The organism is Cupriavidus sp. SS-3 (assembly GCF_035818815.1).
In the GTDB taxonomy this organism is placed as follows: Bacteria; Pseudomonadota; Gammaproteobacteria; order Burkholderiales; family Burkholderiaceae; genus Cupriavidus; species Cupriavidus taiwanensis_C.
This window is the reverse complement of the sequence record NZ_JAYLVT010000003.1, coordinates 106,268-127,359: the sequence shown is the minus strand read 5'-3', so window position 1 is coordinate 127,359 and position 21,092 is coordinate 106,268. Positions and strand designations below refer to the sequence as shown.

The window sequence follows — 21,092 nt, the reverse complement described above, 5'->3', positions numbered from 1 at the left end:
AGGACGGAAGTCTGGCGCCCGACACATCCGCTCCCTGGCAGCCGGCACGAAAAAATATTTCGCCCGCCTCAACCCCACTCCTCCGCGTGGCCCGTTACATCGACAAGCCGTCCACGCCAACGCCCTGCCCGCGGCCTTCCAGGAGAACAACATGCAACCACGCGCACCGGTCCTTCTTTCCAGCCTTGCCGCCGCCCTGGCGCTTGTGCTGGCCGCTTGCGGAGGCCCTTCGCGGCCGCTGCCGGAGCAGACTTCCCAGCCGGCGTCGCCGGCGATGGCCCCGGCGCCGCGCCCCGACCATGACCACGCCGCCAGGGCAGCCCAGTCCAAACCCGTCGCGGAAATGCACAGCATCGAACCGCACGCCACGCTGGCAATGCCGCACCCTTACCCTTTGCCGGCGCCCGCCGCGGAAGAGCGCGAACGCTACGGCGCCATCGACGAGAACGGCGTCCGGCTGGTGGCCCAGGCGCCGGTGTCCACTTTCAGCATCGATGTCGATACCGGCAGCTACAGCAACGTGCGGCGCCTGCTCAATGCCGGCCGCGTGCCGCCGGCCGATGCGGTGCGCGTGGAAGAACTGCTGAACTACTTCCCCTACGACTATGCCCAGCCCGCCGACGGCCGCCCGTTCGCCGTGCACACCGCGCTGGCGCCGGCGCCCTGGCACCCGTCCAATGTGCTGCTGCGCATCGGCATCAAGGGCAAGGACGTGGCCAGCGGCGCGCTGCCCGCGGCCAACCTGGTGTTCCTGGTGGACGTGTCGGGCTCGATGAACGCGCCGGACAAGCTGCCGCTGCTGAAGTCCTCGCTCAAGCTGCTGGTGAACCAGTTGCGCGCGCAGGACCGCATCACGCTGGTCACCTACGCCGGCAGCACGCGCGTGGCATTGCCGCCCACGCCGGGCAGCGACAAGGCCGCGATTAGCGCCGCCATCGACCAGCTGGTGGCGGGCGGCAGCACCGCCGGCGCCAGCGGCATTGCGCTCGCCTACCAGGCCGCGCAGCAGAGCTATATCGCCGGCGGCATCAACCGCGTGCTGCTGGCCACCGACGGCGACTTCAACGTGGGCGTGACCGACTTCCGCCAGCTCAGGAGCATGGTGGAGGACAAGCGCAAGTCCGGGGTGTCGCTGTCGACGCTGGGCTTCGGCACCGGCAACTACAACGAGCAGCTGATGGAGCAGCTGGCCGATGCCGGCGACGGCGCCTACTCCTACATCGACAACCTGATGGAAGGCAACAAGGTGCTGGTCAGCGAGATCAGCTCGACGCTGGCGACAATTGCGCGCGACGTGAAGATACAGGTCGAGTTCAACCCGGCCACGGTGACGGAGTACCGGCTGATCGGCTATGAGAACCGCATGCTGGCGCGCGAGGATTTCAACAACGACAAGGTCGACGCCGGCGATATCGGCGCGGGCCATACCGTGACCGCGCTGTACGAGCTGACGCTGGCGGGGCAGCCCGGGCTGGTCGACCCGCTGCGCTACCAGCGCGCGGCGCCGGCGCCGGGGCGCGATGGCGAGCTGGCGCATGTGCGGCTGCGCTACAAGCTGCCGGCGGCCAGCACCAGCCAGTTGCTGGATGTCACCGTGGCGCGGCAGGCGCTGCGTCCGCTGGCCCAGGGCGACGACGACTTCCGCTTTGCCGCGGCGGTGGCCGGCTTCGGCCAGGTGCTGCGCGGCGGCAGGTTCACCGGCGACTGGCGCCACGCCGACGCGCGCGCACTGGCGCAAGGCGCGCGCGGCGCCGACCGCTTCGGCTACCGCGGGGAATTCGTCAAGCTGGTGGACCTGGCGCAGAGCCTGGCCACGATCACGCCGGCTGCCTCCGGTGGCAACGACCCGGCCACGCGTGCGGCCCGTTGAGCCCCGCATAAGCCGCCACGCAGCGCAGGGCGGTGCGGATTGTCGCGCCGCCTGGCACTCTCCTATACTCGGGCGCATGCAGGCTTCCGACCCCGCTCCTTCCTCCGCCCCCGGTGCCGCACTGGCGGCACTGCCCGACCACGACCTGATGCTGCTGGTCGCGGGCGGCATCATCGAGCAGCCGGTCACCGAGCTGTTCCGCCGGCATAACGCCGGCCTCTACAACTACCTGGCCTGGTTGTGCCAGGGCAATACCGGCGAAGCCGAGGACCTCGCGCAGAAGACCTGGGTCAAGCTGATGACCCGCTGCGGCGACTACCAGCCGAGCGCGGCGTTCCGCACCTTCCTGTTCCAGATCGCGCGCAATGCCTGGCTCGACCAGGTGCGCAGCGCCGATGCGCGCCAGCGCGACGCGCTCGACGACCACCTGCCCGAACTGCCCGCCGGCGACCTGTCGCCGGAAGCCGAACTGCAACTGCGACAGCATGCGCAGCACGTCCACCGCGCGCTGCTGCAGTTGCCGGTCGCGCAGCGCGAAGTGGTGGTGCTGCGCTTCTTCAGCAATATGAGCGTCGAAGAAATTGCCGCAATGCTGGGCGAGAAGTTCGAGACCGTGAAGAGCCGGCTGCGCTATGCCTTTGCGCGCCTGCGCGCGGACCTGGCGGGCAGCGTGCCGGAGTCGGGGCCATGAGCGCGGGCAACGCCGCATCGCAGGCGGCCGAACGTTTCATCGCGGGCGAGGACCGGCTCTCGGCCCTGCTGAAAGCACTTCCGCCCTACCCGCCGCCGGCGGCACTGGAAGCCGCCGTGCTTGCTGCCGCGCGCGCCGCGCAGGAGCAAGCCGGGCGCCACCAGGCCGAGGCCGCGGCACTGCCCTTTGCCGCGCCGCCGGCACTGGCCGCGGCCGTGCTGGAAGAAGCCGCGCGCCTGCAGGCGGCCCAGTCGGCGCGGCGCGATGCGGTGCTGGCACGGGTGGCCGCCGGCGCCGCCGCGGAGGACGTGCTCGGCGCGCGCCTCGGTCCGGATGCGGCGGCGTGGCTGCGGGCACAGGCTGCGGATTCGACACGAAACGCCGCACGACCCGCCACGATGGAGCAGTCCACGCATGCCGCGCGCGCGCGCCGGTGGTGGCGTTCGCTCGGACTGGTCGCCAGCGTCGCGGCGGTGGCCGGACTGACCACCAGCATCGTGCTGCGGCAGATCGACGATGGCGCGCTAATGCCGGCGGGGACGGCCGAGATGGCGGCGACCGAGATGGCCGCGCCCGCGCCAACGCCGGCAGCGACGGCTGCACCATCGCCGCCCTTGCCGGAAACCGCCGCAGCACCGCCCCCCAAACCCGCAGCCCCGGCCGCCAAGGCAGTTGCACCTGCTGCCCGCCCGGCACCCCGCGCAGCGCCTGGCACGGAGGCCATCCGAAGCGTTCCGCGCGAACCCGCGCTGGATAGCGAGGCCCCGGCACAAGCGAACCCGCCTGCGCCGCCCGCGCCGGCGACCGCTGCCGCGCCGCAGGCACCCGCTGGCGCAGCCATCGCGGAAGCCGCACCATCGGCGCCCGCGCCTGCCGCACCGTCCGCCTATGCGCGCAAGGCTGTCCCCGCGATGGCTTCGCGCGCACCGGCTGCGGCGTCCGCCCTGACCGTCTCGACCCAGGACGATCCCGCGGCCATCGCGGCGCGCCTGGGCACGGCAGCGCCGCTCAGGCTGTGGGCAGCCGAGCCCGACCATGTGGAGATCCGGGAATGGGCGCAACGGCTGTGGCAGGCGATGCCGGCGGGACAGCGCCCGCCCGTGCCGGTTGCGGTGCAGGCCGACCCCGCCCTGGCGCCAGGCCAGGTGCGGATCGAGCTGCGTGGAGAGTTTCCGCCCGGCGCGCCGCAATGAGCGCGCCGCGGCGTGGGGGTCAGCGCGTGGTGAATGACCAGCTCAGGTCCACCGGCTGCGCGCCGAGCCGGCCCGTGACGCGCACGGTATAACGCTGCTGGCTGGCCAGCGGCGCCATCGGCGTGCACACCGCCAGGCCGCGCGCGGCGCTGCTCAGGCCAGAGGAACGGCTGTCGACCTTGATGCAGTCGACGTTGCTGCCTTGCGCATCGGTGATGACGAAGTTGTCGGCATCGAACTGCAGCGAGGTATTGATCGCCTGCAGCGACACCGGGTAGCCCATGGTGCGGTTTTCATAGCCCGGCGCCGGATTGGGGCTTTCGGTGTTGACCCAGTTGGCCGGCACGTCGTTCTGGCCATCGAACGGATAGGCCACCATCTGGCTGTCGCTGCCGCCCTTGACCCGGTCGGCGAGATCTACGGTCTGGTAGTAGCTGGCCGAGGTGCCGCTGCCGTTGGCGCCCACGCGCTCGGCAAAGCCGCTGCCGGCCGAGCCATAGCTGCCCAGCAGCGCGGCGCGGTGGAACGGCGCGTCGACCAGGTCCGACACCAGTGCGTCCTTGGGCGACATCGACAGCTGCGCATTGGCCACCGAGGTCCAGCGGTTGGCGCCGGCCACCACTTCGGCGGTGGCATCGGTCGGATAGGCGGCCTGGATGCGCTCGTGGGCGGTGGCGCCGGTGTAGCCCGGATTGCCGCTGCTTTCGTCGTGCGTCAGCGTGGCGTTGGCCAGCATGTAGTCGGTATGCGCCTGCGCGGCGGCATTGAGCGGATCGCGCGCGGCCAGCGGCGGCAGGCCCACCTGCTCGCGGCGATAGTTGGCGTAGCACAGGCCGGCGGTGCGCGGCTCTTCCAGCACGCGGTAGTTGCTGACCGCGCTGCCGCGCGCCGGCAGCAGCGAGATGCCGCTGCCTGGCGCGGCGGCGGGCGCGGAACCGCTGACGGTGTAGCAGGCCCCGGCCGTGGTAGTGGTAGTAGTGGTGGTGCCGTCGGTCGGTGTTGTCGGGGAGGTCGGCGACGGCGACGTGGCCGCACCCTGGCCGCCAGCGGGCGCGCTGGCCTGCGCACCGGCTGGGGCCGACCCGCCGGGGGCGGCACTGGAGGTCGTGCCACCGTCACCGCCATCGCCGCCGCCGCAGGCGGCCAGCGCCAGCGCCGCGGCGGTACAGAGCGTGGTCAGGGCCAGCGTGGTGTGCCGCGCGCGGTGCGGCGGCATGGAAGGGCAATCGGCAGGCAAGCGTTTCCCAATCATCGGTCTGAGTCGTCGTGGTGGAGTTCGGCGAATTGGTCTGCCCGGGGGATCCGCGAGCGCGGACAGCCGGCGTGACAACCATCGCGGGCGCCGTGCGGCAGGGGCTCGAGGTGGCTCTGCCGGGGGCAGAAAGACCGGACGATGGTATGGGCCGAGACCGCGAGGGTCTAGCGCGCGAACAATTGCTTACGTGTGACCCGCGCGCGCCGCACCTGACCTGAACTCAGGCAGCGGCGGCCCCATCGGGCGCTGGTCAGCCGGCCGCGGCCACGTCGGCCATGCCGCTGCCGAGCGAGGCCATCACCGCCATCAGCTGCTCGCGCAGCCAGCGGTTGGCGCCGTCGTTCTCGCCACCCGCGTGCCAGTACAGGTGCAGTTCCAGCGACGGCACCTTGAACGGCAGCGACAGCAGCCGGTTGGCATAGGGCTCGTTGGCGATGCGGGCATAGCGCAACGGCAGCGTGGCGAGCAGGTCGGTGCAGCTGACCACGCGGCACGCCGCGGCGTAGTGCTGGCAGCGCAGCCGCACGCGCCGCGTCAGGCCCATGCGATGCAAGGCCTGGTCCTCTAGACCGGCGCCGCGGCGGCGCGACGACACGTGGACGTGCTCGGCCGCGAGGTAGCGCTCCAGCGTCAGTTCCTTCTTCACCAGCGGATGATCGCGCCGTGCCAGCACCACCATCGGGTCGGCCATGAACGGGGCATGGTGGATCGCCGGCGACACCGGCAGCAGGATGTCGAGCGCGGCGTCGAGCGTGCCGGCCAGCAGTTCCGATTCCATCTCGCGGCGGTCGAAGCGGATCGCGGCAATCTCCACCTGCGGCGCCACCGCCGTGACGCGGCTCATCAGCGGCGGCAGCAGCGTCGACTCGAGCGCGTCGCGCATGCCGATGGTGAAGCGGCGCACGGTGTTGGTGGGATCGAAGTGCGGCGTGTCCTGCAGCGTGCGCGCGAACGATTGCAGCGCGCTGCGCACCTCGGCCGCCAGCGAGCGGGCCAGCGGCGTGGGCGCCATGCCCTGCCCGCGCCGCTCGAACAGCGGATCGTCGAACAGCGTGCGCAGCCGCCCCAGCGCGTGGCTGACCGCCGGCTGCGTCAGGTTGAGCTGGCGCGCGGCCGCGGTAATGCTGCCTTCGCTGTAGATGGCGTCGAACACGACGAAGAGGTTGAGGTCGATGCGGGAGAGCTGCATGCCGGTGATTCTGGCACGGAATGCAGGGAATTGATACTGGCAAATCCAGAAAATTCATTTTTCTAATTACCGGCTTTCAGATAGAGTGCATTGCATCGGCAAGGTTTATTGCCCGAAGACCCAGCCACCGGCGCCGGCGGCCGCCCGCGCCCACCGATCCCGTAGCGAGGAGACCACATGGATTTCGAGTACAGCCCGAAGGTCAAGGAGATGCAGGCCAAGCTGCTGGCCTTCTTCGACCAGCACATCTATCCGAACGAAAAGCGCTTCGCCGAGGAGATCGACGCCAACCGCCGCGCCGGCAACGCCTGGATCCCCACCAAGGTGATCGAGGAACTGAAGCCGCTGGCGCGCGAAGCCGGCCTGTGGAACCTGTTCCTGCCGCGTTCGCCGCGCGCCCCGCAAGGCCTGTCGAACCTGGAATACGCCACGCTGTGCGAGATCATGGGCCGGGTGCCCTGGTCGGCCGAGGTGTTCAACTGCGCCGCGCCCGACACCGGCAACATGGAGACGCTGGAGCGCTATGCCTCCGAGGAACTGAAGGACAAGTGGCTGGAGCCGCTGCTGGCCGGCGAGATCCGCTCGGCCTTCCTGATGACCGAGCCGGCGGTGGCCTCGTCGGACGCGACCAATATCGAATGCCGCATCGAGCGCGATGGCGACCACTACGTGATCAACGGCACCAAGTGGTGGTCGTCGGGCGCCGGCGATCCGCGCTGCAAGGTCTATATCGTGATGGGCAAGACCGATCCCGAGGCCGGCCGCCATGAGCAGCAGTCGATGGTCGTGGTGCCGGCCGATACCCCGGGCATCACCATCAAGCGCTTCCTGCCGGTGTTCGGCTACGACGACGCGCCGCACGGCCATATGGAGATCGAGCTGAAGAACGTGCGCGTGCCGGTCTCGAACATCCTGCTGGGCGAAGGCCGCGGCTTCGAGATCGCGCAGGGCCGCCTCGGCCCGGGGCGCATCCACCACTGCATGCGCAGCATCGGCGTGGCCGAGCGCGCGCTGGAACTGCTGTGCAAGCGCGCGCTGTCGCGGGTGGCGTTCGGCAAGCCGGTGTCGGCCCAGGGCGTGACCCAGGAGCGCATCGCCGAGGCCCGCTGCGAGATCGAGATGGCGCGCCTGCTGACGCTCAAGGCCGCGTACATGATGGACACGGTCGGCAACAAGGTGGCCAAGGCCGAGATCGCCATGATCAAGGTGGTGGCCCCCAACGTCGCGCTGAAGGTAATCGACTGGGCCATCCAGGTCCACGGCGCCGCCGGCGTTTCCAGCGACTTCCCGCTGGCCAACTGGTGGGCGCACCAGCGCACGCTGCGCCTGGCCGACGGTCCGGACGAGGTGCACCGCAACGCCATCGCCAAGCTGGAACTGGCCAAGCACATGAACGTCAACCCGGACACCATCAAGATGCCGGTGGCGCGCGGTTTCTGAGCGCCCCGGAGCACCCGGAAGCGCCGGCGGGGGCCCGCCCCTGCCGGCATTGTGGAAAACGCGCAGCCGGCCTGCGCGTTTTTTTCTTCTGTGCTTAAATCGCGCGGTTCGCCACGTCGGTGGTCGATGTGGCCGTTCCCATGAAAGCAGCCAGGAGATCCCTGCAATGATCGACGTCTACACCTGGGCCACGCCCAATGGCCACAAAGTCCACATCATGCTGGAGGAATGCGGACTGGAGTACCGGGTTCATCCGATCAACATCGGCGCCGGCGACCAGTTCGGCGAAGACTTCCTGAAGATCAGCCCCAACAACAAGATTCCCGCCATCGTCGACCCGGACGGTCCCGACGGCAAGCCGATCTCGCTGTTCGAATCGGGCGCCATCCTGCTCTACCTGGCCGGCAAGACCGGCAAGTTCCTGCCCGAGGACGTGCGCGGCAAGTACGAGACGCTGCAGTGGCTGATGTTCCAGATGGGCGGCGTGGGCCCGATGCTGGGCCAGGCGCACCACTTCCGCATCTATGCGCCCGAGCAGATCGAGTACGCGGTCAACCGCTACACCAATGAGGCGAAGCGCCTGTACGGCGTGATCGACACGCAGTTGTCGAAACACGAATGGCTGGCCGGCGACCAGTACACCATCGCCGACATCGCCACCTTCCCGTGGCTGCGCAGCTGGCAGAACCAGGGCGTGGAGCTGGACGACTACCCGCACCTGAAGCGCTGGTTCAACCAGATCGCCGAGCGTCCGGCGGTCAAGCGCGGCGTCGAGGTGCTGGCCAGCGCGCGCAAGGCGCTGCAGGACGACAAGGCGCGCGAAGTGCTGTTCGGCGCCACGCAGTACAAGCGCCACTGAAAGGCAAGCGGCGGCCACCGCGGCCGCCGCGCTCATCAGGCCAGCGCCAGCGCAGCGCGCGCCACGGCGTGGCCATCCGCGCGCCGGCCGCCGCGGGCGTCCACGCCATCATGCGGCGCATTGCCCGCGCCGAAGCAGCACAGCAGGCCGGTGCCCGGCACCAGCACGTCGAGCCGGCATGACTCGTGCGCGTCCGGCGCGTAGAGCGCGCCGGGCTGCAGGAAGACCATGTCACCGCCGCTGCGCACCAGCGCGCCATGCCAGTGCAGGGCGAGCGCGCCCCGGTAGCACAGCGCCCAGCGCAGGCCGCGCGCCTGCAGGTGCCGGCCCCAGTCATCCACCGAACCATCCAGCTGCACAAACTTCGGGCGCATGCCCAGCTGCGCCTGCCAGTCATCCGCTGCCAACGTGTCCGCCAGCGCATGGGGCCCGGCCACGCCATCGGCATCGGCCCCGGCACCGACGGGCGCAATGGCGCCCAGCCCGCACTGCCACGCGCCCGCGGGCATCGCCACGGGGCGCGAGGCCTCGACCGGGCCTTGCGGCACCGCGCGCACAAGGATGGTGTCGGCGACCGCCTGCACCTGCATCGGCACACCGGGCGCGGGCGCGAACAGTTCGCCGCCGCCCACCAGCAAGCTGCCGCGGCCGGGCGAAGACAGCCGCAGGCCACCGCGCAGGCAACCCCACCATTCATGGCAATCCGCTGAAAATTCGGGCTGGCGCTCGCCGGCGCAGAGGAAGATGTAGTCGCAGGTGCAGCCGAGACCGGCAGCGGCGGCAAGCAGGCGAGGCTGGAATCCGGGAAGGAAATCCGACGGCGCGTGACGGTCGGCATCGATGGCGCGCATGCGCGCCTCGAACAGCGAGAAGATCTGCATGGCAATCCCCCTGCAGGGCGACAGGCGCGCTGCGCCTGTCCGCGCAGCCGGCGCACGCATGGCGGCGTGACGCGCGGTCTTGCGCAATAACCCGTCTGGCGCGGCGCTGCGAGGCAGGCCGTCCGGTTGATGCCATCGTGCCGCGCCATTGCCTGGCGCGCCCCTCAGTTTGCGGATCGGACACCGATAGTGAGGATGAGGATAAGTTGTCGTGGGCTCAAGGTCAAACCCTTAGCCTCAGACCACTCCGAACTTTTGTTGAACCCATGACCTCTCGAAATCTCAGACTTTTCGGATTGCATCTCGCCTGGCTACGCAAGCAACGAGGCTGGTCCCAGGAGACGCTTTCGCTCGAAAGCGGACTGTCGCGCTCGTATCTGAGCGGCATTGAAAGCGGCAAGCGCAACCTGGCGCTGGCCAACATCTGCAGGCTCGCCGAGACCCTCGCCGTGCCCACCGCCGAGATGCTCGACTTCAGCCGCCACGACGCCAGCCAGCTGCAGGTCGAGCAAGCGCGCGCGCCCTTCGGCAACCGCCAGCGCGCGGCAATCGAGGCCACCATGCACCACATGGCCGAGCTGACCGAGCCCGAGCTGAACCTGGTGGCCGCGGTGGCGCGGGCGCTGGCGGGCAAGGGCAGCTTCCGTCCGGCGCTCGGGCACGGCAGCTCCGGCACCAGGCCGGCACCCGATGCCGACGCAACTCCGGAAGGCTAGAGCCCCAGCATGCCCTGCCGTTCGATGAAGCCGATCACCTGGTCCAGCCCCTGTCCGGACTTGACGCTGCCCATCACGAACGGCCGGCTGCCACGCATCTTGCGCGCATCGCTTTCCATCACCGGCAGCGATGCGCCCACATACGGCGCCAGGTCGGTCTTGTTGATCACCAGCAGATCGGACTTGGTGATGCCAGGCCCGCCCTTCCTAGGAATCTTCTCGCCCCCGGCGACGTCGATCACGTAGATCGTAAGATCAGAAAGTTCTGGGCTGAAGGTCGCAGCCAGGTTGTCGCCGCCGGACTCTATGAAAACCACGTCGGCATCCGGGAAGCGCGCCAGCATGCGATCCACCGCTTCCAGATTGATCGATGCGTCCTCGCGGATCGCGGTGTGCGGGCAGCCGCCGGTTTCCACGCCCAGGATGCGCTCGGCCGGCAGCGCGCCGGAGATCGTCAGCAGGCGCTGGTCTTCCTTGGTGTAGATGTCGTTGGTGATCGCGACCAGGTCATAACGGTCGCGCATCGCCTTGCACAGCATTTCCAGCAACGTGGTCTTGCCGGAGCCGACGGGGCCGCCGACGCCGACGCGCAGCGGAGGGTTCTTCTTGGTACGGGCGTGGGTCATGGTGCGGTTTCGGTTCAGGATCGGAACAGCCGGGAGTACTGCGTTTCGTGGCGTGCGCACAGCAGTCCCAGCATCGGTGAAAACGTCGACAGTTGCGGTGGCGTGGCTTCGGCGCGGCGGCCGGCTTCATCGACGGCATCGAGCACGGCGCCATGCAGTCGACGCAGCATGTGCTGCCCCGCCACCTGCCCCAGCGGCACCGCCTTGATCGCCGCGGCCACCTGGTTCTCGGCCCAGTTGAAGCAGTAGGCCGCCAGGCCGTCGCGCGCACCGATCTGCAGCGCCACGCAGGCGGCGGTGAACGCGGTCGGCAGGCATACGGGCGACAGCGTGGCCAGCGTGTCGCGCATCGTCGGCGTGCCCCACTCCATCTGCGCGATCAGGCGGGCCAGCGACCAGCCCATCTGCTCGGTCTCCAGCCGCAACTCCGAGGTCTCGCGGGTGGCGTGGAACCAGTCGTTCCAGGTCCGCACCTGCGCGGTGTCGCCCGCCTGCCAGTGGCGATGCAGCAGCAGCCACAACGGCGCCTCGCATTGCGCCTGGACAAGCCGCAGGTTGTCGTGAATCCAGCGCTCGGCTGTCGTGGCGTCATGCACAACGCCGCATTCGATAGCGGCTTCGAGACCTTGCGAATAGCTGAAGCCGCCGATGGGCAAGGCTGGGGATGCGAGGTGCAGGAGGGAGATGAGTTGGTGGAGGTGGGTCATCGGCGCTCCGGGGGACGGACTCGCTCTAGCACAAAATGACGAATTGTTTCCAAGACCGCGTCCGTCTGCCCCAACACCTCTGAGTTCCAGAAGCGCAGCACATGGAAACCTTGCCGCCGTAACCAGGCATCGCGTGCCGTGTCCCGAGCATCGCCATGCTGGCCTCCATCTGCTTCGATCACCAGCATGGCGTCGATACAAATGAAATCGACAATGAACGGGCCCATCTGGTGTTGCCGCTTGAATTTCAACCCCATGAAGCGGCGGTCGCGTAGTTGATACCAAAGACGCTGCTCAGCGTTGGTCTGATTCGCACGTAGCAAGCGGGCGAACGCAGGCTTCGGCATACGCCCGCCCTCACCCCCTGCCCCTCTCCCGCAAGCGGGAGAGGGGAGCAAACCCACAGCGCTGGACTGCGCTGCAGCGCCTGATACTTGCCGAGTGTTGACTCCCTCTCCCGCTTGCGGGAGAGGGTTGGGGTGAGGGCCGGGTGCGCCCACAAGGTCGAAGCCAGCGGTGTGCCCGCGCACAGTAGACACCCTTTTGGATGAGTTGAAATCGTTATCTCTGACCATAGCTCAAGCCCCCTCCACACCGACCCTACCCATCACAGCCGATGCCCGCAATGCTCCCCATGGACATGCTCGCCACCATGACCATGATCATGACCATGCGAGTGCGAGTGCGAGTGCGAGTGCGAGTGCGAGTGCGAGTGCCCATGATGCTCCTCATACACCGCCTGCGCCGCCGCATAATCCTCCGCGAACGTAGCGTCATGCCCATGCTTGTGCCCGCCGCCATAGGCCCCCGCCTCCGGCTCGAACGGCAGTTCGGCGCGCTCCGCAAGCACGCCCAGCCGCCGCAGCATGTCGGCCAGCACCGCGTCGTATTCGAGCCGCAGGTAGTCGCGCCCGATCTCCACCGGCGTGTGGCGGTTGCCGAGGTGGTAGGCCGCGCGCATCAGCGCGTGCGGGTCTTGCGCGCGCACTTCCAGCACGGACTCGGCCGCTGCCTGGACTTCGACGAAGCTGCCGTCTTCGGCCACCAGCAGGTCGCCGCCGCGCAGCACGGTGCCGCGCGGCAGGAACAGTGCGGCGTCGGCGCCGTTGTCCAGCACCGCGCGCAGGCGGCTCTTGCTGCGGTCGGCGAACGGCAGCACCAGCTTGGGGGCGCGGCGCACCAGCACGCTGGCAATGCCGTGCGGAGCGGCCAGGACTTTATCGATCTTCAGCATGGGCATATCCGCGGCACGGGCCGCGGCCGTTCAGAACAGGAAGTAGCGCTGCGCCATCGGCAGCTCGGTTGCGGGCTCGCAGGTCAGCAGCTGGCCGTCGGCGACGACCTGGTAGGTCTCCGGGTCGACCGTGACATGCGGCTGCCAGTCGTTGTGGACCATGTCGCGCTTGCTGACGGTGCGGGTGCCGCGCACGGCGGCAAGGGTCTTGGCCAGCCCGTAGCGTTCGCCGATGCCGGCCGCCAGCGCCGCCTGCGAGACGAAGGTCAGCGAGGAACGATGCAGCGCGCCGCCGGCCGCGGCGAACATGGGCCGGTAGTGCACCGGCTGCGGCGTCGGGATCGAGGCATTGGGGTCGCCCATTGCGGCCGCGGCGATCATGCCGCCCTTCAGGATCAGGCTGGGCTTGACGCCGAAGAACGCGGGCCGCCACAGCACCAGGTCGGCCCACTTGCCGACTTCGACCGAACCCACTTCGTGCGCGATGCCATGGGTCAGCGCCGGATTGATGGTGTACTTGGCGACATAGCGCCGGACGCGGAAGTTATCGTGCCCGCCGCGCGCATCGTGCGGATCGCCCGGCAGCTTGCCGCGCTGCGCTGCCATCTTGTGCGCGGTCTGCCAGGTACGGATGATGACTTCGCCGACGCGCCCCATCGCCTGCGAATCGCTCGAGATCATCGAGAACGCGCCGAGGTCGTGCAGGATGTCCTCGGCGGCGATGGTCTCGCGGCGGATGCGGCTTTCGGCGAAGGCAATGTCCTCGGCGATCGCCGGGTCCAGGTGGTGGCACACCATCAGCATGTCGAGATGCTCGTCCAGCGTGTTGATGGTGTACGGGCGCGTCGGGTTGGTCGACGAGGGCAGCACGTTGGCCTCGCCGCAGACCTTGATGATGTCCGGCGCATGGCCGCCGCCCGCGCCCTCGGTGTGGTAGGTATGAATGGTGCGGCCCTTGAACGCGGCGATGGTGGCCTCGACAAATCCTGCTTCGTTCAGCGTGTCGGTATGGATCGCGACCTGCGTATCGGTCGCATCCGCCACCGACAGGCAGGTATCGATCGCCGCCGGCGTGGTGCCCCAGTCTTCATGCAGCTTCAGGCCGATGGCGCCGGCTTCGACCTGCTCCAGGATCGGCCCCGGCTGGCTGGCGTTGCCCTTGCCCAGCAGCCCGATATTCATCGGGTAGGCATCAGCGGCCTGCAGCATGCGCTCCATGTACCACGGCCCCGGCGTCACGGTGGTGGCGAAAGTGCCGGTGGCGGGCCCGGTGCCGCCGCCGATCATGGTGGTGACGCCGCTCATCAGCGCCTCGTCGATCTGCTGCGGGCAGATAAAGTGGATATGGCTGTCGATGCCGCCGGCGGTGACGATCATGCCCTCGGCCGCGATCACCTCGGTACCGGGCCCGACCACGATGGTGACGCCGGGCTGGATGTCGGGATTGCCGGCCTTGCCGATCGCCGCGATGCGCCCGTGCTTGAGCCCGATATCGGCCTTGACGATGCCCCAGTGGTCGACGATCAGCGCATTGGTGATCACGGTGTCCACGCAGTCCCCGGCCATGCGCTGGCTCTGCCCCATGCCGTCGCGGATCACCTTGCCGCCGCCGAACTTCACTTCCTCGCCATAGACGGTGAAGTCCTTCTCGACTTCGATGATCAGGCCGGTATCGGCCAGCCGCAGGCGGTCGCCGGTGGTGGGGCCGAACATCTCGGCATAGGCCTGCCTGGAGATCGATGCCATCACAGCGCTCCCATGATCTTGCCGTTGAAGCCGTAGACGATGCGGTCGCCCGTCAGCGCCACCAGTTCCACGGTGCGCGTCTGCCCGGGCTCGAACCGCACCGCGGTGCCCGCGGCGATGTTCAGGCGGAAGCCGCGCGCGGCCTCGCGCTCGAACGCGAGCGCGGCATTGGTTTCGTAGAAGTGGAAATGCGAGCCGACCTGGATCGGCCGGTCGCCGGTATTGGCCACCGTCACGCTCACGGTGGCGCGGCCGACGTTGAGTGCGATCTCGCCGTCGGCGGGCATCAGTTCACCGGGGATCATGGCGGTCCTCCTCAGGCCACCAGCAGGCCGGCGCCGTACAGCGCCACGCCGGCTCCGGCTGCGCGCGCCAGCCAACCGGCGCGGCGGCGCAGCAGCGTGCCGGCGCCGAGGCCCAGCAGGTGCAGCGCCATGGTGGCCGCGGCAAACCCGCCCACATAGGCCAGCACCGCCGGCAGCGCGCCGGCGCTGGCGGGCAATTCCGCCCCATGCGCATAGCCGTGGAACACGGCAAAGCCGCCCACCAGCAGCGTGCCGGCCCACGCCGGCAGACTGGCGCGCAGCGCCAGCAGCAGCCCGATCACCAGCAGCGAAGCCGCGATCATCGGCTCCACCGCGGGCAGTGCCATGCCGCCGAGCCCGAGCGCGGCGCCCACCAGCATCAAGCCCACGAAGGCCAGCGGCAGACGCAGCGTATCGGCGGCGGAGCGCGCCACCAGTGCGCTCCATACGCCCACCGCGGCCATCGCCAGCAGGTGGTCGGCCCCGGTGAACGGATGCGCCAGGCCGGCCCACAGGCTGGCGCCGACGGTGGCGGCATCGTGGCCGGGGTGCGCCAGCGCGGCGGTGGCGGCAACGGTCAGGGTGGCGCCAAGGGCAAGGCGCAGGCAGGCGATACGGGTCATGTCGGCTCTCGGTTGCATAAGTTGTTCGAAGCGTTGGTCGCGGCGAAGGCTCAGACGATGGGATGGTGCACGGTCACCAGCTTGGTGCCGTCGGGAAACGTCGCTTCCACCTGGATTTCCGGGATCATCTCGGCGATACCGTCCATCACGTCGTCGCGCGTCAGTACCGTAGTGCCTTCGTGCATCAACTCCGCCACGGTGCGGCCGTCGCGCGCGCCTTCCATGATGGCGGCGGTGATCAGCGCCACCGCTTCCGGGTAGTTCAGCTTCAGGCCGCGGGCCTTGCGCCGCTCGGCCAGCAGCGCGGCGGTGAAGATCAGCAGCTTGTCTTTCTCGCGCGGCGTCAGTTCCATCTCTCGTTCCTGTTTCGTGTTCGATTGCGTGCTGGCCGATTACGTCGCCCACAGCCGCAGCGGGCGCGCCGCGACGCCATGGATCGGCAGGCGCAGCGCCTGCCAGGCCTCGGTCATGACGTGGCGCACCGCTTCCATGTGCCGCCCCAGCACGCGCAGCAGCAGCATCGACTGGCCGTTGGCGGCGAGGCAGGTCACGCCGGCGCGCACCGCCGGCGTATAAGGCAGCCGCTCGGCCAGCGTTTCGGCAAGGTCTTGCGTGGCGCCTGCCCCAACGGCCCACAGCGTGCCCAGCACGTTCAGCCCGTCCAGCGCGGGCACCGCCTGGCGCAGTGGCGATGCCGCCTCGATCTGCGATTGTTCGATCCACAACGCACGCTCGCCGGCGCCGATGCGGGTATCCAGCCACAGCGCGCCGCGCGCCCACTGCTCGCCCGATGCTTGCCTGCCGAGCACCACGGCATCCCAGCCGATCGCGCTGCCGCCCGGCGCGACGTCAAGCACGGTGGATATCCGCGCGCGCGCGTCGTCGAAGACGATGTTCTCCTGCGGCAGCCAGTCCAGCCGCGCGCCCTCGCCCACCGCCAGCCGCACCCGCTGGGCCGCGTCGCGGCCGAGCGACTTGTACCACTTGGTGGCGCCCGGCGTGGCCAGCACCGCATGCGCGCCAGCCTCCACCGCCACGTCGATCTCCAGGCTGTCGCCGCCGGCCACGCCGGCCGGGGGATGCAGGATCACCGCGTGGCAGATGCCCCCTTCCGGGTACAGCGCCTTCTGCACCAGCAGCGGGCCGCGGTGCCGCCGCCCGGTCAGCACGGTGCGCTCGCCGCGCCGCGCAAAGCGCAGCTGCAGCGTGGCCTGCCAGGCCGCCGGCATGGCGAGGGACGAAGGGAAATCGGGGTGGCGCATCGCGGGCGAATGACCTGGCAAACTTGCGCGCGCCCTACACGGCGATCAGCTCGCGCACGCCGTCGCGCTCCATGCTGGCGCCGGCGCCGCGTGCCACCACTTCGCCGCGGCTCATCACCACATAGTGGTCGGCAAGGTGCCGCGCGAACTCGTAGTACTGCTCGACCAGCAGCACCGTCATGCCGAATTCGTCGACCAGCAGCCGCAGCGCGCGGCCGATGTCCTGGATGATCGATGGCTGGATGCCTTCGGTCGGTTCGTCCAGGATCAGCAGGCCCGGCTCGCTCATCAGCGCGCGACCGATCGCCAGTTGCTGCTGCTGCCCGCCGGACAAGTCGCCGCCGCGGCGCAGGCGCATGGTGCGCAGCACCGGAAACAACTGGTAGATGCGCTCCGGCACGCCCGCCGGCCGCGCGCGGCTGGCGGCGCCGATCAGCAGGTTCTCTTCGACCGTCAGCCGCGGGAAGATCTCGCGCCCCTGCGGCACATAGGCCAGGCCGGCGGCGACGCGCTCGTACGGCGCCTTCTTTTCCAGCGCCTTGCCGTCCCACTGGATGCTGCCGCTGCGCGTCGGCACCACGCCCATCAGGCATTTCAGCAGCGTGCTCTTGCCGACGCCGTTGCGGCCGAGCAGCGTGGTCAGCTTGCCCGCCGGCACCTCGAAGGAAACGTTGCGCAGGATATGGCTGCCGCCGTAGAACTGGTTCAGTGCGTTGACCTGCAGCATGCCTATCTCCCCAGGTAGGATTCGATCACGCGTTCGTCGCGCTTGACGCTGTCGAGCGTGCCTTCGGCCAGTACGCTGCCCTCGGCCAGCACCGTGACCTTGCCGGCGGCGCCCGCCAGCGCGGCGACGAACTCCATGTCGTGCTCCACCACCATCATCGAGCAGCTGCCGCGCAGGCCGTTGAGCAGGCTGGCGAGCTGCATGGTTTCTTCATCGGTCATGCCGGCCACGGGTTCGTCGAGCAGCAACAGCTGCGGCTGCTGCATCAGCAGCATGCCGATCTCCAGCCGCTGCTTCTGCCCGTGCGACAGCAGGCCCGCGGGCCGGTACGCCTCGTCCTCCAGGCCGGTCAGCGCAAGCGTCTCCTCGATGCGGCGATGCCCCTCGCCGGTCAGCCGCGCTCGCAGCGACGACCACCACCGCTTGTCGGCCTTCATCGCCAGTTCCAGGTTCTCCCACACCGCGTGCTGTTCGAACACGGTCGGCTTCTGGAACTTGCGGCCGATGCCGACCTGCGCGATGCGCGGCTCGGTCATGCGCATCAGGTCGATGGTCTGCCCGAGGAACACGCGCCCGCTGACATTGGCGTTGCGCGGCCCGGTCTTGCCGGTGATGACATCCATCATCGTGGTCTTGCCCGCGCCGTTGGGGCCGATCACGCAGCGCAGTTCGCCATGGTCGATCGACAGGTTCAGCTGGTTGAGGGCGCGGAAGCCGTCGAACCGCACGGTGACGTCTTCCAGGTACAGGATCGGCCCGTGCGACACATCGATGGTGCCTGGCTCCAGCACACGGCCGAGCCCGGTGGCATCGCCGCTTTCGGCCTGGCCGTGTCCGAGTGCGGCGTTCATGCTTCACCTCCGGTGCGGCCCGCTACCGCGGGCGTGGAAACGGGTTCCGGCGCGGTCGGCGCCACTGCCGGCGTACGGCGCTCGCGCAGGCGCTTCCACAAGCCGGTCACGCCATCAGGCAGGTACAGCGTCACCAGCACGAACATCGCGCCCAGCAGGAACAGCCAGTATTCGGCGAAGTGCGCGGTGAACAGCGTCTTGGCGCCATTGACCAGGAACGCGCCGATCACCGGCCCGACCAGCGTGCCGCGCCCGCCCACGGCAACCCACACCGCCATTTCGATCGAGTTGCCGGGCGACATCTCGCCCGGGTTGATGATGCCGACCTGCGGCACGTACAGCGCGCCGGCGATGCCGCACAGCACCGCCGAGAAGGTCCACACGAACAGCTTGTAGCCGAGCGGGTTGTAGCCGGAGAACATCACGCGCATCTCGGCATCGCGCACCGCCGTGACCACGCGGCCGAGCTTGGACGTGACGATGTAGCGGCAGGCGATGAAGCCGGCCAGCAACGCCAGGAAGGTCAGCACGAACAACGCGGTGCGCGTCTGCGGCGCGGCGATGGCAAAGCCGGCGATGCGCTTGAAGTCGGTGAAGCCGTTGTTGCCGCCAAAGCCGGTCTCGTTGCGGAAGAACAGCAGCATCGCCGCATATGTCATCGCCTGCGTGATGATGGACAGGTACACGCCCTTGATGCGCGAGCGGAAGGCAAAGAAGCCGAACAGCCACGCCAGCACGCCCGGCACCAGCACCACCAGCAGCAGCGCATAGCCTAGGTGGTCGGTGCCGTGCCAGAACCACGGCAGTTCCTTCCAGTCGAGGAACACCATGAAGTCCGGCAGGTCGCTCTGGTACACGCCTTCGCGCCCGATCGAACGCATCAGGTACATGCCCATGGCATAGCCGCCCAGCGCGAAGAACAGGCCATGGCCGAGACTGAGGATGCCGCAGTAGCCCCACACCAGGTCGAGCGCGATCGCCGCCAGCGCAAAGCACATGATCTTGCCGACCAGCGTCAGCGCATACGCCGACAGGTGCAGCGGGTGGCCCTCCGGCACGAGCAGCGCGCACACCGGCACGCCGATGCCGACGATCACGGTCAGCGCCGCCAGCGCCATCCAGCCGCGCGGCGAGAACAGCGACTGGCGTTCCGGCACGGCCAGCCGGAACGGTGCGGCGGAAGAATCAGGTTGGTATCGCTGCATCATGCCTCCGCGCTGCGCCCCTTGAGCGCGAACAGTCCCTGCGGCCGCTTCTGGATAAACAGCACGATCAGCACCAGGACCAGGATCTTGGCCAGTACCGCGCCATAGAAGGGTTCGATGAACTTGTTGAGGATGCCCAGCCCGAAGGCGCCGACGATGGTGCCGGCCAGCTGCCCCACGCCGCCCAGCACCACCACCATGAACGAATCGATGATGTAGGCCTGGCCCAGGTCTGGACCGACATTGCCGATCTGCGACAGCGCGCAGCCGCCCAGCCCGGCAATGCCGGCGCCGAAGGCAAAGGCGTAGCTGTCGACCTTCCAGGTGCGCACGCCGACGCACGCGGCCATGGTCCGGTTCTGCGTGGTGGCGCGCACGAACAGCCCCAGCCGCGTGCGGTTGAGCACCGCCCACGCCACCGCCACCACCGCCAGCGCGAACAGGATGATGACCACGCGGTTGTACGGGATCACCAGCCCCGGCAGCCATTCGAAGCCGCCGCTCATCCAGGCGGGATTGGACACTTCGACGTTCTGCGCGCCGAACAGCGTGCGCACCGCCTGCATCAGCAGCAGGCTCACGCCGAAGGTGGCCAGCAGCGTTTCCAGCGGGCGCCCGTACAGGTGGCGCAGCACCAGCCGTTCCAGCACGAAGCCCACCACCGCGGCTGCCAGGAACGAAGCCGGCAGCGCCGCGGGCAGATACCAGTCCAGCGCGCCCGGCGCGTAGGCGCGGAACAGCGACTGCACCACATAGGTGGCATAGGCGCCGATCATCAGGAATTCGCCGTGCGCCATGTTGATCACGCCGATCAGGCCATAGGTGATGGCCAGGCCAAGCGCGGCCAGCAGCAGCACGCTGCCCAGGCTCAGGCCGGCGAACAGGTTGCCGATCACTTCGGCGCGGCGCTGGTCGCCCTGCAGCGTGTCCAGCGCCTGCTGCGCGGCCAGCCGCACGCCGCCGTCGGGCTCGCGGTAGCGGCCGGCGCTGTCGCGTTCCACCAGCGGCGCCAGCTTCTGGCGGCTCTGCGGGTTGCTGTCGCGGCCCAGGATGCGGATGGCTTCGAGGCGCGCGTCGCGCGCGGCGGGCCCGGGCGTGGCGGCCATCACCAGGTTGGCCCAGATCACGTCCAGGCTGGCGCGCAGGCCGGCATCGGCCTCGGTCTTGCGCGCGGCTTCGACCGCCGCCAGCGACGCGCTTTCCGGCTGGTCACGCAGGGTGGCCACCGCCTGGGCGCGCACGGCAATGTCCGGCGACTGCAGCAGCAGGCTGCTGGCGGCGCTGTCGACCAGTGCGCGCAGGCTGTTGTTCAGCGTCAGCGACTCGAGCTCGTCGGCCTTGACCGTGACCGGCTTGCCGGTGATCGCATCGACCAGCTTGTCGCCATCCTGGCGCACCATGCCGGCCGACGGCGCGTATTGCAGGGCGTCGTCCTGCAAGGCCTTCAAAATCGGTCCGGCCTCATCGGGCGATGCGTTGGCCAGCGCGGACAGCGCGGCGGTCTTGGCGTCGAAGTCGTCTTCGGCCAGCGGCTTCAGGTCGGCCTGCGTCAGCGCGGCGGCCCACGGTGCCGAGGCCAGCAGCAGCGCTGCCAGCAGGGCGCGCAGCCACGGCTTGGCGGGAAAGGATATCGAATGGCACATGAGGGCTGGCAAGTGACGATGGTGGATAACCAGGCTGGGGGTGCGCTCCCCTCTCCCGCAAGCGGGAGA

Annotated in this window: 22 protein-coding genes; 6 read left to right on the top strand and 16 right to left on the bottom strand. The window is 69.2% G+C overall.

All coding sequences use genetic code 11. The features are described from left to right. Nucleotides 1-151: 151 nt before the first annotated feature. The 3 genes from U9J39_RS06505 to U9J39_RS06495 all read left to right on the top strand — a co-directional run bounded on the left by U9J39_RS06505 (nt 152) and on the right by U9J39_RS06495 (nt 3,754). Nucleotides 152-1,870 (top strand): vWA domain-containing protein, encoded by a 1,719-nt coding sequence (locus U9J39_RS06505; protein ID WP_326346780.1) that lies wholly within the window; start codon nt 152-154, stop codon nt 1,868-1,870. A 76-nt stretch (nt 1,871-1,946) separates the two neighbouring features. Beyond that, nucleotides 1,947-2,561, top strand: a complete 615-nt coding sequence (locus U9J39_RS06500) for a sigma-70 family RNA polymerase sigma factor (RefSeq protein WP_326346779.1) — start codon at nt 1,947-1,949, stop codon at nt 2,559-2,561. After that, the gene (locus U9J39_RS06495) at nt 2,558-3,754 is read left to right on the top strand and encodes a hypothetical protein (RefSeq protein ID WP_326346778.1); all 1,197 of its coding nucleotides are present in this window, start codon (nt 2,558-2,560) and stop codon (nt 3,752-3,754) included. The genes U9J39_RS06500 and U9J39_RS06495 overlap by 4 nt, the downstream gene beginning before the upstream one ends. A gap of 19 nt (nt 3,755-3,773) precedes the next feature. Here the strand turns inward: U9J39_RS06495 and U9J39_RS06490 are convergent, their stop codons facing one another. Both U9J39_RS06490 and U9J39_RS06485 read right to left on the bottom strand, forming a co-directional pair. Then, nucleotides 3,774-5,006: a CAP domain-containing protein gene (locus tag U9J39_RS06490; protein ID WP_442784887.1), complete on the bottom strand. Its 1,233-nt coding sequence runs from the start codon at nt 5,004-5,006 to the stop codon at nt 3,774-3,776. A 253-nt stretch (nt 5,007-5,259) separates the two neighbouring features. Further along, nucleotides 5,260-6,198, bottom strand: a complete 939-nt coding sequence (locus U9J39_RS06485) for a LysR family transcriptional regulator (protein WP_062797837.1) — start codon at nt 6,196-6,198, stop codon at nt 5,260-5,262. Nucleotides 6,199-6,375: 177 nt separating this feature from the next. On the opposite strand from U9J39_RS06485, the gene U9J39_RS06480 reads away from it, so the two are divergent. Then, nucleotides 6,376-7,638: an acyl-CoA dehydrogenase family protein gene (locus U9J39_RS06480; RefSeq protein ID WP_115679851.1), complete on the top strand. Its 1,263-nt coding sequence runs from the start codon at nt 6,376-6,378 to the stop codon at nt 7,636-7,638. A gap of 166 nt (nt 7,639-7,804) precedes the next feature. Continuing rightward, the gene (locus tag U9J39_RS06475; protein ID WP_115679850.1) at nt 7,805-8,497 is read left to right on the top strand and encodes a glutathione binding-like protein; all 693 of its coding nucleotides are present in this window, start codon (nt 7,805-7,807) and stop codon (nt 8,495-8,497) included. Nucleotides 8,498-8,532: 35 nt separating this feature from the next. Here U9J39_RS06475 and U9J39_RS06470 read toward each other — a convergent pair whose 3' ends face one another. Next, nucleotides 8,533-9,378: a hypothetical protein gene (locus U9J39_RS06470; RefSeq protein WP_326346776.1), complete on the bottom strand. Its 846-nt coding sequence runs from the start codon at nt 9,376-9,378 to the stop codon at nt 8,533-8,535. 296 nt (nt 9,379-9,674) lie between these two features. Between U9J39_RS06470 and U9J39_RS06465 the strand changes: the two genes are divergently transcribed. Next, nucleotides 9,675-10,094, top strand: coding sequence for a helix-turn-helix domain-containing protein (locus U9J39_RS06465; RefSeq protein ID WP_240073985.1), 420 nt, complete (start codon nt 9,675-9,677; stop codon nt 10,092-10,094). Here the strand turns inward: U9J39_RS06465 and ureG are convergent. The 13 genes from ureG to urtB all read right to left on the bottom strand — a co-directional run bounded on the left by ureG (nt 10,091) and on the right by urtB (nt 21,023). Then, the gene (gene ureG / locus U9J39_RS06460; RefSeq protein WP_062797828.1) at nt 10,091-10,720 is read right to left on the bottom strand and encodes an urease accessory protein UreG; all 630 of its coding nucleotides are present in this window, start codon (nt 10,718-10,720) and stop codon (nt 10,091-10,093) included. The two genes, U9J39_RS06465 and ureG, sit on opposite strands and share 4 nt — an antisense overlap. Nucleotides 10,721-10,734: 14 nt before the next feature. Next, the gene (locus tag U9J39_RS06455) at nt 10,735-11,427 is read right to left on the bottom strand and encodes an urease accessory protein UreF (protein WP_116312337.1); all 693 of its coding nucleotides are present in this window, start codon (nt 11,425-11,427) and stop codon (nt 10,735-10,737) included. After that, nucleotides 11,424-11,774 carry an endonuclease domain-containing protein gene (locus U9J39_RS06450; protein ID WP_326346775.1) on the bottom strand — a complete coding sequence of 117 codons (351 nt, stop codon included), beginning with the start codon at nt 11,772-11,774 and terminating at the stop codon, nt 11,424-11,426. The genes U9J39_RS06455 and U9J39_RS06450 overlap by 4 nt, the downstream gene beginning before the upstream one ends. Nucleotides 11,775-12,034: 260 nt before the next feature. Further along, nucleotides 12,035-12,661: an urease accessory protein UreE gene (gene ureE, locus U9J39_RS06445; RefSeq protein WP_326346774.1), complete on the bottom strand. Its 627-nt coding sequence runs from the start codon at nt 12,659-12,661 to the stop codon at nt 12,035-12,037. Nucleotides 12,662-12,691: 30 nt separating this feature from the next. After that, nucleotides 12,692-14,407, bottom strand: a complete 1,716-nt coding sequence (gene ureC / locus U9J39_RS06440; RefSeq protein WP_442784886.1) for an urease subunit alpha — start codon at nt 14,405-14,407, stop codon at nt 12,692-12,694. Beyond that, on the bottom strand, nt 14,407-14,712 hold the full coding sequence (locus U9J39_RS06435; RefSeq protein ID WP_326346772.1) for an urease subunit beta: 306 nt from the start codon (nt 14,710-14,712) through the stop codon (nt 14,407-14,409). The genes ureC and U9J39_RS06435 overlap by 1 nt, the downstream gene beginning before the upstream one ends. An 11-nt stretch (nt 14,713-14,723) precedes the next feature. Further along, nucleotides 14,724-15,335 carry a HupE/UreJ family protein gene (locus U9J39_RS06430; RefSeq protein WP_116312333.1) on the bottom strand — a complete coding sequence of 204 codons (612 nt, stop codon included), beginning with the start codon at nt 15,333-15,335 and terminating at the stop codon, nt 14,724-14,726. 50 nt (nt 15,336-15,385) lie between these two features. Continuing rightward, the gene (locus tag U9J39_RS06425; RefSeq protein ID WP_018005472.1) at nt 15,386-15,688 is read right to left on the bottom strand and encodes an urease subunit gamma; all 303 of its coding nucleotides are present in this window, start codon (nt 15,686-15,688) and stop codon (nt 15,386-15,388) included. Nucleotides 15,689-15,727: 39 nt separating this feature from the next. Then, the gene (locus tag U9J39_RS06420; protein WP_116312332.1) at nt 15,728-16,597 is read right to left on the bottom strand and encodes an urease accessory protein UreD; all 870 of its coding nucleotides are present in this window, start codon (nt 16,595-16,597) and stop codon (nt 15,728-15,730) included. A gap of 34 nt (nt 16,598-16,631) precedes the next feature. Beyond that, nucleotides 16,632-17,324, bottom strand: coding sequence for an urea ABC transporter ATP-binding subunit UrtE (gene urtE, locus U9J39_RS06415; protein ID WP_240073974.1), 693 nt, complete (start codon nt 17,322-17,324; stop codon nt 16,632-16,634). 2 nt (nt 17,325-17,326) lie between these two features. Continuing rightward, a complete protein-coding gene (gene urtD, locus U9J39_RS06410; protein ID WP_115708801.1) occupies nt 17,327-18,175 on the bottom strand; it encodes an urea ABC transporter ATP-binding protein UrtD in 849 nt (282 codons plus the stop codon). Continuing rightward, complete coding sequence (gene urtC, locus U9J39_RS06405; protein WP_326346860.1) at nt 18,172-19,380, bottom strand: urea ABC transporter permease subunit UrtC; 1,209 nt, start codon at nt 19,378-19,380, stop codon at nt 18,172-18,174. Before urtC ends, urtD begins: the two co-directional genes overlap by 4 nt. Then, complete coding sequence (gene urtB / locus U9J39_RS06400) at nt 19,380-21,023, bottom strand: urea ABC transporter permease subunit UrtB (protein ID WP_326346771.1); 1,644 nt, start codon at nt 21,021-21,023, stop codon at nt 19,380-19,382. Before urtB ends, urtC begins: the two co-directional genes overlap by 1 nt. Nucleotides 21,024-21,092: the final 69 nt, after the last annotated feature.